The 16224-nt window shown below is 70.0% G+C and carries 13 protein-coding genes and 1 riboswitch; of the genes, 5 read left to right on the top strand and 8 right to left on the bottom strand.

The annotated features are described in order from the left end of the window. Window positions 1–89: 89 nt before the first annotated feature. From LZP97_RS08125 to LZP97_RS08150, 5 genes are all read left to right on the top strand, one after another. Entirely contained in the window at window positions 90–1508 is a 1419-nt protein-coding gene (locus LZP97_RS08125; RefSeq protein WP_017681705.1) for an FAD-binding oxidoreductase, read from the top strand. Between the two features lie 34 nt (window positions 1509–1542). Further along, window positions 1543–2943: a hypothetical protein gene (locus LZP97_RS08130; protein ID WP_010596519.1), complete on the top strand. Its 1401-nt coding sequence runs from the start codon at window positions 1543–1545 to the stop codon at window positions 2941–2943. 318 nt (window positions 2944–3261) lie between these two features. Continuing rightward, window positions 3262–5454, top strand: a complete 2193-nt coding sequence (locus LZP97_RS08140) for a malate synthase G (protein WP_010596520.1) — start codon at window positions 3262–3264, stop codon at window positions 5452–5454. Window positions 5455–5601: 147 nt separating this feature from the next. Then, the gene (locus LZP97_RS08145) at window positions 5602–7341 is read left to right on the top strand and encodes a VWA domain-containing protein (RefSeq protein WP_017681702.1); all 1740 of its coding nucleotides are present in this window, start codon (window positions 5602–5604) and stop codon (window positions 7339–7341) included. Between the two features lie 4 nt (window positions 7342–7345). After that, the gene (locus LZP97_RS08150) at window positions 7346–8500 is read left to right on the top strand and encodes a metallophosphoesterase (RefSeq protein ID WP_010596522.1); all 1155 of its coding nucleotides are present in this window, start codon (window positions 7346–7348) and stop codon (window positions 8498–8500) included. Between the two features lie 140 nt (window positions 8501–8640). On the opposite strand, the gene gcvP is transcribed toward LZP97_RS08150, so the two are convergent. The 8 genes from gcvP to LZP97_RS08190 all read right to left on the bottom strand — a co-directional run bounded on the left by gcvP (window position 8641) and on the right by LZP97_RS08190 (window position 16220). Beyond that, window positions 8641–11493: an aminomethyl-transferring glycine dehydrogenase gene (gcvP, locus tag LZP97_RS08155; protein WP_017681701.1), complete on the bottom strand. Its 2853-nt coding sequence runs from the start codon at window positions 11491–11493 to the stop codon at window positions 8641–8643. A gap of 168 nt (window positions 11494–11661) precedes the next feature. Next, a riboswitch (glycine riboswitch) is annotated at window positions 11662–11756 on the bottom strand. A gap of 72 nt (window positions 11757–11828) precedes the next feature. Further along, window positions 11829–12455 (bottom strand): MerR family transcriptional regulator, encoded by a 627-nt coding sequence (locus tag LZP97_RS08160; protein WP_003937271.1) that lies wholly within the window; start codon window positions 12453–12455, stop codon window positions 11829–11831. A gap of 258 nt (window positions 12456–12713) precedes the next feature. Then, window positions 12714–13187, bottom strand: a complete 474-nt coding sequence (locus tag LZP97_RS08165; RefSeq protein ID WP_010596524.1) for a bifunctional nuclease family protein — start codon at window positions 13185–13187, stop codon at window positions 12714–12716. A 104-nt stretch (window positions 13188–13291) separates the two neighbouring features. Continuing rightward, complete coding sequence (gene ftsR, locus LZP97_RS08170; protein WP_026137991.1) at window positions 13292–14029, bottom strand: transcriptional regulator FtsR; 738 nt, start codon at window positions 14027–14029, stop codon at window positions 13292–13294. After that, window positions 14029–14496, bottom strand: a complete 468-nt coding sequence (gene garA, locus LZP97_RS08175) for a glycogen accumulation regulator GarA (RefSeq protein WP_003937274.1) — start codon at window positions 14494–14496, stop codon at window positions 14029–14031. Before garA ends, ftsR begins: the two co-directional genes overlap by 1 nt. 174 nt (window positions 14497–14670) lie before the next feature. Next, window positions 14671–15075: a glycine cleavage system protein GcvH gene (gene gcvH, locus LZP97_RS08180; RefSeq protein ID WP_010596526.1), complete on the bottom strand. Its 405-nt coding sequence runs from the start codon at window positions 15073–15075 to the stop codon at window positions 14671–14673. Between the two features lie 43 nt (window positions 15076–15118). Then, window positions 15119–15859, bottom strand: a complete 741-nt coding sequence (locus LZP97_RS08185) for a DUF881 domain-containing protein (protein WP_010596527.1) — start codon at window positions 15857–15859, stop codon at window positions 15119–15121. 4 nt (window positions 15860–15863) lie between these two features. Then, window positions 15864–16220 (bottom strand): small basic family protein, encoded by a 357-nt coding sequence (locus LZP97_RS08190; protein ID WP_040269832.1) that lies wholly within the window; start codon window positions 16218–16220, stop codon window positions 15864–15866. Between the last annotated feature and the right edge of the window lie 4 nt (window positions 16221–16224).

The following is a 16224-nucleotide window of genomic DNA, read 5'->3' on the forward strand; positions in this document are numbered from 1 at the left end:
GCGCACCCGAACGCTGCGCGAACGCCCTCTTCCTAGGGTCGACGGTACAACGCCCGCACCGGCGAGCGACCGACCCGAGAGGGGCTTTCGTGACCACCATTTCGACCCGGCCGGCCGGCGCGGTGCCGTACGACGACCTGGCCGCGGCACTGCGCGGCGACCTGATCACCCCCGGCGACACCCGTTACGACACGGCGCGTGCCGTCTACAACGGCATGATCGACAAACATCCCGCGGCGATCGCACGCTGCCGGGACGCCGCCGACGTCGTTTCCTGCGTCCGCTTCGGCCGCGCCCACGCGCTCACCCTGGCCGTGCGCGGCGGCGGGCACAACGCCGGCGGTCTCGGCGTGTGGGACGACGCGCTCGTCGTGGACTTGTCCCTGATGCGCAGCACCACAGTCGATCCGGCACACCACACCGTCCGCGTCGACGGCGGATGCACCTGGGGCGACGTCGACCACGCCACGGTCGCCTTCGGCATGGCCACCCCGTCCGGCTTCCTCTCGTCCACGGGCGTGGGCGGGCTGACCCTCGGTGGCGGCATCGGCTACCTCTCCCGGCGCTTCGGGCTGACCGTCGACAACCTTCTGTCCGCCGACGTGGTCCTCGCCGACGGCACGCTCGTGACGGCCGACGAGAGCTCGCACAGCGACCTGTTCTGGGCGCTGCGCGGCGGCGGCGGGAACTTCGGCGTCGTCACCTCCTTCACGTTCCGCTGCCACGACATCGGGGAGGCCGGCATGATCGTCGGCGGCCCGGTGCTCTACGACCTCGCCGACACCGCCGACGTCATGCGCTGGTACCGGGAGCTGCTGCCGGCGCTCCCGGAGGAACTCAGCGGCTGGATCGCGCTGCTCACCGTCCCACCCGCCGCCCCGTTCCCCGAGGACCTCTGGGGCCGCAGGTGCTGCGGCATCGTCTGGTGCTACACCGGACCACACGCCAAGGCCGACGAGGTGCTCGACCCCATCCGGACCTACGGCTCGCCGCTGCTGGTCGGCCTGCACGACATGCCGTTCACCGTCCTGCAGAGCGCGTTCGACGCCCTCTACCCGCCCGGCCTGCAGTGGTACTGGCGGGCGGACTTCTTCGACGAGATCACCGACGCCGCAATCGACGTGCACTGCAGGTACGGGCCGCAGCTGCCGACCGGTCACTCCACCATGCACCTCTATCCCATCGACGGGGCCACCAGCCGCGTCCCCGAGGACGCGACCCCGTTCGCGTACCGGGGCGGCGGATGGGCGGGGGTCATCGTCGGCGTCGACCCCGACCCCGCCAACGCCGGCCTCATCACCCGGTGGGCTCGCGACTACTGGGAACAGCTGCACCCGACCTCCGCCGGCGGCGCCTACGTCAATTTCCTGATGAGCGAGGGCCAGGACCGGGTCGAGTCCGCCTACCGCGGCAACTACGACCGGCTCACCCGGATCAAGCGCCGCTACGACCCGGACAACGTCTTCCACGTCAACCAGAACATCCGGCCCGCCGCGGCCGAACGGTAGCCCGGAACCGTACCCGCCCGGAGAGGAACGGACTATGCCCACGCACAGGCTGGAAGCGGACTATCTGGTGATCGGCTGCGGCGCGGCCGGCATGGCGTTCGCGGACGCATTGATCACCGATTCCGACACCGACGTCGTCATGGTGGACCGGCGTCACGCCCCGGGCGGGCACTGGAACGAGGCCTACCCGTTCGTGCGGCTGCACCAGCCGTCCGCGTACTACGGCGTGAACTCGCTGCCGCTCGGGACGGACGTCATCGACCGCACCGGCCCGAACCGAGGCATGTACGAACAGGCGAGCGCACCGGAGATCTGTGCATACTTCGACCGTGTCATGCGCAGCAATCTGCTGACATCCGGAGCGGTGCGCTACTTCCCCATGAGCGAATACGTCGGTGACCATCGCTTCGTCTCCCGGATCTCCACCGACCGGTACGAGGTGGAGGTCCGCACCGCCCTCGTCGACGCCACCTACCTCGAGCCTGCGATACCCGCCACGTTCACACCACCGTTCGACGTGGCCCCCGGCGTCCGCTGCGTCCCCGTCGACGCCCTTGCGCGCGTGGCCGAACCGCCCGAACGGTACGTGATCATCGGGGCGGGCAAGACCGCGATGGACGCGTGCCTGTGGCTGCTGCAGCTCGGCCTGCCCCCGGACGCGATCCAGTGGGTCAAACCCCGGGAGGCGTGGCTGCGCAACCGACGGTTCGCCCAGGGCGGTGAACTGGTCGACGACTTGATCGAGGGACTGGCCCGGCAGATGGAAGCCGCCGCCCGGGCGAGGACGCCGGCCGAGCTGTTCGCCCGGCTCGAGGCGAGCGAACAGCTGCTGCGCGTCGACGAGCACGTCCTCCCCACCATGTACAAGGGGCCGACCGTCAGCACCGCCGAACTCGAGCAGCTCCGCCGCATCGAGGACGTCGTCCGGCTCGGGCACGTGCGACGCATCGAACACGACACGATCGTGCTCGACCACGGAACGATCCGTACCGGGCCCGGTCACCTCCACGTCCACTGCGCCGCCCCGGGCCTGAACCCGGCACCGGCCGTCCCGATCTTCGAGGAGGGCCGTATCACGTTGCAGCCCGTCCGCACGGGGCTCGTCCCGTTCAATGCCGCCCTCGTCGGATTCGTGGAGGCCACCGGCCGGGACCCGGCCGAGAAGAACCGGCTCTGCCCACCGAACCGGCTACCGGACGTCCCCCTCGACTGGATCCGCGGAACGCTCGTCGAGACGAACGCCGAGTACGCATGGTCGAAGGAACCGGACATGGCGGACTGGCTCGAGCGTTCCCGCCTCAACACGTCCCGGGGACTCCGGCACCGCGCCGACCGGCCCCTCGTCCGGGAAGCGACGAGACGATTCGCCACGCACGTCCGGCCCGCCCTCGCCAACCTCACCGGACTGCTCGACGACGCCCGGCAGGCGGCGTGACTGCGCGGCCGCCCGGCCCGCCCGGCCCGCCCGGGCGGGCCGGGGTCGCGGACCACCCCGTATGATCTGAGCGATTGCGGCTACTCGCCGATCACGATCGAGACCGCTTCCGGGCGCGCACAGTACGCCCGCGAGCGGTCGGCGCTCACCATCGCGCCGCGGCCCTGGAGAGGAGCTGCTGAATCGATGTACCGCCCCGGCGGCGGGTCGAACCGGCCTGCCCGAAACTACCGGCGGGTAACGTGAGTGCTGTTCGTCGTGCTGCCCGTCGGCGCCGCCGACGCGAGCGCACAGGTCCCGGAAAGAGTGAGGCAGGTAATGACTGAACGCGTGCAAGTCGGTGGACTCCAGGTCGCCAAGGTGCTCTACGACTTCGTCGTCGACGAGGCGATCCCCGGCACCGGGGTGGACGCGGCCGAGTTCTGGGCCGGCGCGGACAAGGTGATCCACGATCTCGCCCCCCGCAACCGCGCCCTGCTCGCCACGAGGGACGAGCTGCAGGCACAGATCGACACCTGGCACCGCGACCGCAAGGGCCAGGCGCACGACGCCGCGGCCTACAAGGCGTTCCTCCAGGACATCGGCTACCTCGTCCCCGAGCCCGCCGACTTCCAGGTCACCACCGCAGGCGTCGACGCCGAGATCGCCACCACCGCCGGACCGCAGCTGGTGGTGCCGGTTCTCAACGCCCGCTTCGCCCTCAACGCCTCCAACGCCCGCTGGGGCTCGCTCTACGACGCCCTCTACGGCACCGACGCCATCTCCGAAGAAGGCGGCGCCGAGAAGGGCACCGGCTACAACAAGGTGCGCGGCGACAAGGTCATCGCCTGGGCCCGCGACTTCCTCGACACCGCCGCCGCCCTCGCCACCGGCTCGCACACCGACTCCACCCGGTACTTCGTCGACGGCGCCGAGCTGAAGATCGAACTCGGCGACGGCACGACCACCACCCTGGCCCAGCCGGAGAAGTTCGCCGGCTACCTCGGCGACAAGACCGCCCCCACCGCGGTGCTGCTGCGCAACCACGGCCTGCACGTCGAAATCCAGATCGACCCGGATTCCCCGATCGGCAGCACCGACGCCGCCGGGGTGAAGGACGTCGTCCTCGAATCCGCGGTCACCACCATCATGGACTTCGAAGACTCGGTCGCCGCCGTCGACGCCGAGGACAAGGTCATCGGCTACCGCAACTGGCTCGGCCTCAACCGCGGCGACCTCGCCGAGGAGATCTCCAAGGGCGGCAAGTCCTTCACCCGCTCCCTCGACGCCGACCGCGTCTACACCGCCCCCGACGGCTCCGACCTCACCCTGCACGGCCGATCGCTGCTGTTCGTCCGCAACGTCGGTCACCTCATGACCAACCCCGCCGTGCTCGACTCCGAGGGCAACGAGGTCCCCGAGGGCATCCTCGACGCGCTGATCACCAGCCTCGCCGCCGTGCACGGCCTGTCCGTCGGCAACGCGACCGGGCCGCTGATCAACTCCCGCACCGGCTCGATCTACATCGTCAAGCCCAAACAGCACGGCCCCGAAGAAGTCGCCTTCACCACCGAACTGTTCGGCCGGGTCGAAGAGGTCCTGGGCCTGCCGGCCAACACCCTCAAGGTCGGCATCATGGACGAGGAACGCCGCACCACCGTCAACCTGAAGGCCTGCATCAAGGAAGCCAGCGAACGCGTGGTGTTCATCAACACCGGCTTCCTCGACCGCACCGGCGACGAGATCCACACCTCCATGGAGGCCGGCGCCATGGTCCGCAAGGCCGAGATGAAGAAGCAGAAGTGGATCTCGGCCTACGAGGACTGGAACGTCGACACCGGCCTCGCGTGCGGGCTGCAGGGCAAGGCCCAGATCGGCAAGGGCATGTGGGCGATGACCGACCTCATGGCCGACATGCTCGAACAGAAGATCGGCCAGCCCCGCGCCGGCGCCAACACCGCCTGGGTGCCCTCGCCCACCGGCGCCACCCTGCACGCCACCCACTACCACCAGGTCGACGTGTTCGCCGTGCAGGACGAGCTGAAGGGCACGCGCCGCGCCACCGTCGACGACATCCTCACCATCCCGCTCGCCCCGTCCACCGACTGGAGCGACGAGGAAAAGCGTGAGGAGCTCGACAACAACTGCCAGTCCATCCTCGGCTACGTCGTGCGGTGGATCTCCCAGGGCGTCGGCTGCTCGAAGGTGCCCGACATCCACGACATCGCCCTCATGGAGGACCGCGCCACCCTGCGCATCTCCAGCCAGCTGCTCGCCAACTGGATCCACCACGGCATCGTCACCGCCGACGACGTCGTCGGCGCCCTGCAGCGCATGGCACCGGTCGTCGACCGGCAGAACGCCGGCGACCCGACCTACCTGCCGATGGCCCCGGACTTCGACTCCAGCATCGCCTTCCAGGCCGCCAAGGAACTGATCCTCGAAGGCACCACCCAGCCCAGCGGCTACACCGAGCCGATCCTGCACCGGCGCCGCCTCGAATTCAAGGCCGCCCACGGCCGCCGAGCCTGACCCCCAGCCACGGCCCCCGATCCACGGTGGATCGGGGGCCGTGGCGTCTCACAGCCGATCACTAGACTCCGGGAACGACGGCGGGCAGACACGACGACAGGCAGGAAACACGTGGGTCGACATCGCGGAACGGGCGGCGCCAGAGGTGTGAGCAAGGGCCCGATCGTTGCCGTCGCCGTGGCACTCGTCCTCGTCCTCGCCGTCGTCGGCTGGTTCCGCCTGCGCGAACGCATCGACGAGCAGGCGACCGAAGCCGCACAGACCTGCGTCGAAGGTGACGCGCTTCTCGACGTCGCCGCGGATCCCGCCGTCGCCCCCACACTGACCGCCCTCGCCGCCCGCTGGGTCACCGACACCCGCCCGGTCGTCCGCGACCACTGCATCGACGTGCGCGTCACCGCCGTCGCCACCACCCCGGCCACCACCGCCCTCACCGCCGCCGCAGACGCCTCAGCCGCCGACCCCCGCTGGGACCCCGCCCTCGGGCCCCCACCCGCCCTCTGGGTCCCCTTCAGCAGCGACGCCACCGCGCGCGCGGCACAGGCCCTCGACGGACAGTCCCGCTCCCTCGCCACCTCCCCGATCGTGCTGGCCGTCCCCACCGCACTCGGGCGTGCCCTCGACGCCGCAAACACCGCATGGCGTCAGCTGCCCTCCCTCCAGTCCGACGGCAGCATCCTCGCCGGTCTGGGCCTCGACGGCTGGACCGGCCTCCGTCTCGCCCTGCCCACCGGCCCCGACGCCGACGCCACCACACCCGCCCTCGAGGCCGTCGCCGCCGCAGTCACCGACGCCGGACCCGGCCCCCTGACCGCCGAACAAGCCGCCTCCCCGGCAACCACCTCCGCGGTCGGGACCCTCGCGCTCGGCGCCGACGCCCTCGGAGCCGGCGCCGGACCGACCACCGCCGCAGCCCTGGACACCCTCGCCGACGCGCCCGGCGCCGACGGCACGGTGCACGCCGTACCGATCACCGAGCAACAGCTGCACACAGCAGTCACGTCCGGCGGCGCCGCCGGCCTCGCCGAATTCGTCCCCACCGGTCCCACTCCCACCGCCGACTTCCCCGCCGCCGTGGTCGACGCCCCGTGGGTCGACGAGACGCTCTCGCGCGCCGCCGCCGAACTGACCGGCTATCTCCGCGAACCCGCCGCCGCCCGCGCCCTGGCCGACGCCGGTTTCCGGGTCGACGGTCAGCCCGCACCCCGTAGCGACGCGGTGCCCTTCCCCCGCATCGAACAGACCCTGAACCGCGCCGACCCGGCCGTGGCCGACATCCTCCTGGACCACCGGCGCGCACCGGTGGCACCCCGCACCACCACGATCCTTCTCGACACCTCCACGTCCATGGGAACCGTCGAAGGCGACGACACCCGTCTCGCCCACCTCGCCGCCGCCCTGGACCAGCACGTGGACCGGTCACCGGACGCCTCGAACCTCGCCCTGTGGGTCTTCGCCGACGACCTCGACGGCACCACCCCGTACCGCACCACGGTGGCACGCGGCGCACTCACCGCGGACCACCGCACCGCTCTGACCACCGCCCTGAGCGGCACCCGTACCACCGACGGTTCCGCCGTCTACCGGTCCCTGGCCGCCGCCTACGTCGACGCCGTCCGAAACTTCACGCCCGGGCAGCCCAACTCCGTCCTCCTGATCACCGACAGTGCCAACGACGACGACACCACCCGCCAGCGCATCCTCGACCTCGTCACCGCCGCCGGCGACCCCGACCGGCCCGTCCGGATCGACGTCGTGACCCTCGGCGACGACACCGACCGCAACACCCTGCAGACCCTCGCCGACCGCACCGGCGGCGCGCTCGTCTCCGTCACCACGACCGACGGGCCCGAACTCGCCCCCGCCCTCCGAAAGCTGATGTCCTGACACCGTGATCCGGCTACTCGTCGCGGGGACGTTCCTCGCCCTCGTCACCTTCTGGCTCCACCGCCGCCTCGTCCGTGCCCCCGGTCTGCGCGGGCGCGCGGCGATCGCCGCGAACACCGCGCTCGGCGTCCTCCTCGTCGTCGCGCTGATCGGTGCGCAGAGCGGCACCTCACTCGACCCGCGCTGGGCCCGCCCGTTCGGATTCCTCGGCTGGACCTGGCTCGCAGTAGTGCTGTACCTGGTCCTCGGCACGCTCCTGATCGGGATCGTGTCCCTCGCAGCGCGAGCGGTACGCCGCTTCCGTCGAGACGCCGCCCATCCGCCGGATTCTTCCCGGCGGCGCGCTCTGCAGGTCGCGACGGGCGCGCTGACCGTCGCAGCGGTCGCCGCCGTCGGCTACGGCACGGTCGAGGCCGCTCGGCCCCGGCTCGTGCACACCCGGATCCCGCTGCGCCGGCTCCCGGCCGGATTCGACGGGCTGCGCGTCGCCCTCGTCACCGACCTGCACGTCGGCCCGTCCCGCGGCCGCGAGTTCACCCGCCGCGCAGTGGACCTCGTGAACGCACAGCGGCCGGACCTGATCGTGCTCGGCGGAGACCTCACCGACGGCACCATCGCCCTCGTCGGACCCGACCTGGCGCCTCTCGCGGACCTGCGTGCCCCGCTCGGGGTCTACGGCGTCAGCGGAAATCACGAGTACTACGCCGACGACGCGATGTCCTGGCTGGATTTCTGGGAAACCCTCGGTGTACGCACCCTCCGCAACGAGCGAGTGACCCTCGAGCGCGGCGGCGACGCGATCGATCTCGCCGGCATCCACGACTATTCTGCGCCGGCCCCGAACGACGCGGACCTGACCGCGGCACTGCAGGACCGCGATCCCGAACGCTTCGTTCTCCTGGCCGCCCACCAGCCTCGCCACGTGTTCGAGGCGCGCGAGCACGGCATCGATCTGCAGTTGTCCGGGCACACGCACGGCGGACAGATGTGGCCGCTCGGATACGTCGTGCCCCTGCAGCAGCCGACGGTGACGGGTCTCGACCGGTTCGGAGACACGCTCGTCTACACCTCCCGCGGTACCGGTGCCTGGGGGCCGCCGGTCCGCATCGCCACCCCTCCGGAAGTGGCGATTCTCGAACTGACCGTAGGGACCGTCTGACCGTCCTCGAGTTTGGGGTCGGGTGTTGGAGGGTTGCCGTTCCGGGATGTTCGGTTATTTAATATGTTCCGTATGGCTCGGAATATTTTGGTCTGATTCTCGGGGTGAGCCGCTCCGGCGGCTCACCCCCGAGAACTCACTCAGCTGCTGTACGCCTCCAACGGCGGGCACGAGCACACAAGGTTCCGATCCCCGTACGCCCCGTCGATGCGTCGCACCGCGGGCCACACCTTCGCGCGGGTCTGCCCCAGTGGATACACCGCGATCTCACGGCTGTAGGGGTGGATCCATTCCCCCACCAGGCACTGGGCGGTGTGCGGCGCCCCGCGCAGCGGGTTGTCGTCCACCGGCCACTCCCCTGCCCCGACGCGGTCGATCTCGCCGCGGATGGCGATCATCGCGTCGATGAACGCATCGAGCTCGGACAGGTCCTCGCTCTCGGTGGGTTCGACCATGAGGGTGCCCGCAACGGGGAAGCTCATGGTGGGTGCGTGGAAGCCGTAATCCGCCAGACGCTTGGCGACGTCGTCCACCGTGACGCCCGTGTCCTTCGTCAGGGGCCGCAGATCGAGGATGCACTCGTGCGCCACCATGCCGTTCTCACCCGTGTACAGGACGGGAAAGTACTCGTCGAGCCGGCGCGCGATGTAGTTCGCCGACGCGATCGCGGTCAGCGAGGCCCGCCGCAGGCCCTGCGCCCCCATCAGCTTGATGTACGCCCACGTGATCGGGAGGATGGACGCCGATCCGAACGGCGCCGCCGACACCGGTCCGCCCCCGCCGAGCCCCGGCTCCGCCGGGTGTCCGGGCAGGAACGGCACCAGGTGTGCGCGCACGCCGATCGGCCCCACCCCGGGACCGCCCCCGCCGTGCGGAATGCAGAACGTCTTGTGCAGGTTCAGATGACTCACGTCGCCGCCGAACTTGCCGGGTCGTGCCAGACCGACGAGAGCGTTCAGGTTGGCCCCGTCGATGTACACCTGACCACCGGCGTCGTGCACGGCGCCGCAGATGTCGGCGATCTCGTGTTCGTAGACGCCGTGGGTCGACGGGTACGTGATCATGATCGCGGCGAGACGTTCGGCGTGATCGGCGATCTTCGCACGCAGATCGTCGAGGTCCACGTCACCGTTCGAACGGCACGCGACGACCTCCACGCGCATACCGGCCATGACCGCGGAGGCCGCGTTGGTGCCGTGCGCGCTCGACGGGATCAGGCAGGTGTCGCGGTGCTCGTCGCCCCGGCTCAGATGGTAGTGGCGGATGGCCAGAAGCCCGGCGTACTCGCCCTGGCTGCCGGCGTTCGGCTGCAGGCTCACCGCGTCGTACCCGGTCACCGCGGCAAGCCACCCTTCCAGGTCCGCGATGAGCCGGCGGATGCCTGCGGTCTGATCCGCGGGGGCGAACGGATGCAGCGCCGAGAATCCGGGCCAGGTGATCGCCTCCATCTCGGCGGCGGCATTGAGTTTCATCGTGCACGAACCCAGCGGGATCATGGTGCGGTCGAGCGCGAGGTCCATGTCCGACAGGCGGCGCAGGTACCGCATCATCGCGGTCTCGGTACGGTACCGGGTGAACGCCTCGTGCTCCAGGTACGCGCTCGTGCGCGCGAGGTGCCGGGGAAGGGCGGGCGCGGCTTCCGCCGCGGTGTCCTCCGCCCCGAACGCGGCAACAACTGCAGCCACATCGGCCTCGCTGGTCGCCTCGTCGCACGAGACCCCCACCTGGTCGTCGTCGACCCGCCGGACGTTGATGCCGGCCTCGAGCGCCGCCGCGACCACCGCGTCGGCGCGGCCGGGAACGCGGACCAGAACGGTGTCGAAGAAGCTGTCGTGCACCACGTCGATGTCGGCGGCTCGCAGCGACGCGGCGAGCCGGGCGGCCTGGCCCGCCACACGGGTCGCGATCCCGGCCAGGCCTTCGGCGCCGTGGTACGACGCGTACATCGCGGCGAGGACCGCGAGAAGCACCTGCGCGGTGCAGATATTGCTGGTCGCCTTCTCACGGCGAATGTGCTGCTCACGCGTCTGCAGCGCCAGCCGGTACGCCGGCGAACCGTCGGCGTCGACCGAGACACCGACGAGCCGGCCAGGCAGGTTGCGGGCATGGGCGGCGTGCACCGCGAGATAGCCGGCATGCGGCCCGCCGAATCCCATGGGCACGCCGAACCGCTGGGTGGTGCCGAAGCATACGTCCGCGCCCTGTTCACCGGGCGGGGTGAGCAGCGTCAGGGCCAGCAGGTCCGCCCCCACCGCCACGAGGGCGCCACGCTCGTGCGCCGCCTCGACGAGGGGACCCGCGTCGAACACCCGGCCGGAGGCACCCGGGATCTGCAGGATCACGCCGAAGAACTCCCCCTCGGGCAGACCGTCGTCGACGAGATTCGCGGTGACGATCTCGATTCCCAGGGGTTCCGCGCGGGTCGCGAGGACCGCCGCGGTCTGGGCGAACACGTCGGTGTCCACGACGACCCGCGTGCTCCGGCACTTGCGGTTGGCGCGCGCGAGCAGCGTCATCGCCTCCGCGGCGGCGGTCGCCTCGTCCAGCATCGACGAGTTGGCGACCTCCATGCCGGTCAGGTCCGAGACCATGGTCTGGAAGTTGAGGAGGGCCTCGAGGCGCCCCTGGCTGATCTCCGGCTGGTACGGGGTGTATGCCGTGTACCAGGCGGGATTCTCGATGATGTTGCGCAGCAGGACCGGCGGAGTCAGCGTGCCGTAGTACCCCTGACCGATCATCGACGTCGCGACGGTGTTCTGCCCGGCGAGTTCCTGCAGGGCCTTCAGCACCTCGTGTTCCGACAGCGGCGCGTCGAGCGACTCGAGTCCGTCCGCGACCCCGTCGGTCCGCGCGTCGAGGATCCCGGCGGGCACCGCCTTCGCGGCCAGTTCGTCGAGGGATTCGACGCCGACGACGTCGAGAATGCGGCGCAGTCCCGCCGCGTCGGGGCCGACGTGGCGGTCGGCGAAGGTGTGGGTGGCAGCATCGGTCATCGCGACTCCCTGAGGTCGGAGGTCCGCATCCGGGCAAGGGTCGCACGGTGCGTGTCCTCCCCCTCTGTCGCGAGCTCGTCGAGCGAGCGCCTGAGAGATTCGGTACCGGAACGAACCGGCCCTTTCCCCGTGGGCGGGTGGGTGCTCCCACCGCTTTCCAGAGACGTCGGTGCCCGTACGGTCCTCGATGCCTGAGAGATTGACGGGGAGGTGCTGCTCCTTCGGCGCCCGGAACAGGTCCGGAACTCTCCCGCACGGCGGCGACGTACCCCCGATTCTAGGGCACCGGGAGGCCGCGGAACACGGAGGTCGCGGGCGTTTCCTGTGACGAGCGTCTACCCGATCCGCCGATTGACGCGTTCGCGGCGGCGAGAGGCCAGTTCGTCCTCGGGTCGCTGTTCCACGTTGCCACCGTCCGCGCGCTCAGCCGGGAAGTCGGCGATGCTGCCGGTCAGCTCCCGCATGGCACCGCTCACCGCGATCCCGAACACTCCCTGCCCGCCCTGCAGTAAATCGACCACCTCTTCCGGGGAGGTGCACTCGTACACAGTCGTGCCGTCGGAGAACAGGGTGATCTTCGCCAGGTCCCGCACTCCGCGTTCGCGGAGGTGGTCGACCGCCACCCTGATGTTCTGCAGCGAGATGCCCGTGTCGAGCAGACGCTTGACGATCTTCAGGACGAGGATGTCCTTGAACGAGTAGAGCCGTTGGCTGCCCGAGCCGGCCGCGCCCCGGATGGACGGAACGACCAGGTTGGTCCGCGCCCAGTAGTCGAGCTGGCGGTAGGTGATGCCGGCGATCTGACAGGCGATGGGCACGCGGTAGCCGACGAGCTCGTCAGGCACCGAATCGTCCGGGAACAGACCCGGCTGCATCTCGTCGGCATCGAGAGCTGCCCGTGACGGGGCATCGCGGTCGACGGCGTCGAAGCTGAGCTGCTGTCCCTGCGGCCGATCTCCCACTGTTGTGACTCCCTCTCGCGTGCACAGGCGTGCCCTGGAACGAACGACGGGCGGATCCCCACCCCCATCCGGTCGTCGAGCGCTCGCGTGACCCACCGAGTCGATCCGTAGCGATTCACTCAGCGTACGCCCCGTACGAAAAGTTGGGCAGCAACACGCCGACCGGACGACGACCTTCCGGTTCCGCGTCACACTCGCGGCGCGCGTCCCGGCCGTCGGGGCCGGAAGTCGCGACAGAACCTCGGCGGCGTTCGACGATCAGCCGTCCGTCGCCTTGAAGTCGTCGGGGGAGACGGATTCGAGAAACTCCTTGAACTTCTCGACCTCGTCCTCCCGCTCATCCGGCATGACGAGGCCCGCTTCCGCCAGCACCGGTTCCTCCACGAAGACCGGCGCGCCGATGCGCAAGGCTACAGCGACCGCGTCGGAGGGGCGGGACGACACGCGCAGACCGCCGTCGAAGACGAGATCGGCGTAGAACGTCCCCTCCTTGAGATCCACGATCCGGACCTCTTCGAGGGTACGGCCGAAGGCATCGACCAGATTCTTGATCAGGTCGTGCGTCAACGGCCGGACCGGCTCGACACCCTGCTGTTCCAGTGCGATCGCCGTGGCTTCCATCTGGCCGATCCAGATCGGCAGGTACCGATCTCCGTCGACCTCGCGCAGCAGCAGGACAGGCTGATTCTGCGGTTGCTCGACCCGGATCCCCACTACTCGCATCTCGCTCATCGAGCCGCCTCCCATCCCTGCTGTGCGACGGTGGCGAACCGTCCGCCGATATCCCCCTGAATTCTAGTGCCAAACGCGCCGTCGTCGAGGTCGACGCCCGCCGCTCACCGATCCAGAGCGCCCCGGACGGCGGCCTTGACGAGGCATGTGTGCATCGTCAACGACAGCGCGGCCAGTTCCCGTACCATCTCCTCGGCCCGAGCACGCGCACCGACGTCCCGGCCCTTTGCCACCGGACCCGCGATCTGCGCCACCAGGCCCGCCTCCCGGTCGGCCGCGAGCTTGAACGCACGCAGGTGCCGAACCTCGAGGCCGAACTCGGACATGGCCTTGGCGGTGCGCGCCAGCAGCACCGCATCCTCGTCGAAGAAGCCGGCCGCGCCGGGCACGATGAGCCCGGCGCGGATCAGCTCCGTCAGGAAGGACGACTCGATGCCCGCCCGCCCGCACAGGTCGTCCCGGCTGATCCGCACCTCCCGGTCCGTGCGCAGATCCTCCGGGGACACCTGCCCCGGCGCCACGGCCAGGGTCCGGGGCCGCTTCGGGCGACCCTCCACCGAGCCCACCGTCGCGACACCGCGGTCGATCGCCTCGAGCTGTTCCTTGATCACCTTCAGCGGCAGGTACTGGTCCCGTTGCGCGGTCAGTACGTACCGCAGACGCTCACAGTCCGCGATCGAGAAACGGCGATAACCCGACGGGGTGCGTTCCGGACTGATCAGTCCCTCGGATTCGAGGAAACGGATCTTCGAGATCGTCACGTCCGGAAACTCGGGCCGGAGCCGATCGAGCACGGAGCCGATCGACATCCCCCCCGGTGACGGCTGGCGGGCAGCGGTCATCAGCTACCCGTGCCCTGCGAACCCCGCGGGCCGGTGAGGAACACCAGCCGGAACTTCCCGATCTGCACCTCGTCGCCGTTCGCGAGAACGGCCGAGTCGACCGGCTCGCGGTTGACGTAGGTTCCGTTCAGGCTTCCCACATCGACGACCTGGAACTCGCCCTCGTCCTGGCGGAACTCGGCGTGCCGACGGCTCACCGTCACGTCGTCGAGGAAGATGTCACTGTCCGGGTGACGCCCGGCCGACGTCGTCGGCTGATCGAGCAGGAAACGCGACCCGGCGTTCGGGCCACGCTTGACGACGAGCAGCGCCGATCCTGTGGGAAGCCCCTCGACCCCCGAGACCGGCGCTTCGGTCGTTCCCGCGCCCGTGCCGGTGGTATCGAGCTCGTTCAGGAAGTCGGCACGAAACACCGAAGTGGTTTCCGCAGGGGTTTCCTCGTAGCCCGCGTTGCCGTTCTCGCTCACCGTATCTCCTTATCCGTTCGGCCCTTCGGGATCGCTCCCCCGGGGCCGCAGTTTCGTTCAGCCACGATCACTTCCGGTACGGACCCGCGCCCCGACCCGGCACACGCCTACCGATGACCGTACCCTGCACGACGTCCTTCGTGCAGGCAGACGCGGCCCCGGCCGGACGCGGGGTCAGTTCTGCGTGATTGCGCGGTATCCGTCGGCGTCGAGCGTGTCCGCCAGAGCGGCGTCGAGCTCGTCCTTGCTGCCGACCTCGACGTCCACCAGCCAGCCGGCCTCGTACGGATCCCCGTTGACGAGCTCGGGATTGCCGTCCAGATCCGAGTTCACCCCAACGACTTTCGCCGTGAGCGGAGCGAACACGTCGGACACGCTCTTGGTCGATTCCACCTCGCCGAAGGACTCCCCCGCGGTGAGCTCCGCACCGGTCTCGGGCAACTGCACGAAGACGACGTCGCCGAGCTGCGACTGGGCATAGTCGGTGATGCCGAGGCGTGCGGTCACGTCGCCGGTTCGGCGAACCCACTCGTGCTCCGCCGTGTAACGCAGATCGGCGGGTGTTCGGAACTCACTCACGACAGGTCCTTTCGGGCAGCGACATTCGCGTGGAACGCCGGGTTCAATTACCGGGCTGAGAGTATTGTCGCGGCTCGATCTCCCGCAAGGCGGGCACCTCGACCTGCGGCGACTGCTCGATCTGCACCGTCCCGCCGGCTCGGGCCACCGTGTCGACCACACCGCCGGGGATGTTCAGCGCCGCCGCCAGTGTGGGCGCGTCCCCGATCGCGGCGACGACGTAGGGCGCTGCGAGCGGTCGATCGTCGACGACCAGCGCACCTGCGGTTCCGCCCACCCAGGAGTCCACGCCGATACGCACGGCAGCGTCGCCGGTTCCGGCGACCTGCACCGCTTCCGCTCCCGCGGCGCGCAGTTCCTGGATCGTGTCGAGAAGGACCTCCGGACCGACCCCCCGCCGCGGGTCGGCGATGGTCAAGATCACTCCCGGACCGGTGGCCGGGGCGGCGCCGACCTGGATCTGCAGGGCCGACAGGCGCTGCTGCGCCTCCGCGAGCGCGGCCTCGGAGCCGTTGCGTTCCAGACTGGCCAGCGTCTGCTCCAGGGTGGTGATCTCCTGGCGCAGCTCCGCCTCGCGCCGGTTGAGGTTGTCGAGCACCACCAGCAAGTCGGCGGGCCGGGCGGAGTCGAGCGCATCCCCCGAACCGGTGTTCCTGACCTGGGTGGCGATCCCCACCCCGAGCAGAACCATGAGCAGCGCCGCCAGGGCGGAGAAGACGATCCGCGATCGGCGCGCTGTGCCGGTCTCGGCCGTGTCGTGTCGTTCGTGCTTGCCCTCGCCCATCCCGCTACGCCCCGAACAGCCTGCGGCGCAGTGCGGATGCGTTCCCGAAGATCCGGATACCGAGAACCACGACGATCGCCGTGGAGAGTTGGGTGCCCACCCCGAGTTGGTCACCGAGCCAGACGATCAGTGCGGCGACCAGCACGTTGAAGACGAAGGAGACGACGAACACCTTGGCGTCGAAGATCTCGTCCAGGTAGGCGCGCAGGCCGCCGAAGACCGCGTCGAGCGCCGCGACGACCGCGATGGGCAGGTAGGGCTGGACCACGTCCGGAACCTGGGGACTGACCATCACGCCCACCACGATGCCCACACCGAGGGCCAGCACCGCGTAGAGGGCATATCCGCGTTTGGTCACCACAGTC

The organism is Rhodococcus sp. DMF-1 (genome assembly GCF_021441945.1).
Taxonomy (GTDB): domain Bacteria; phylum Actinomycetota; class Actinomycetes; order Mycobacteriales; family Mycobacteriaceae; genus Rhodococcus; species Rhodococcus ruber.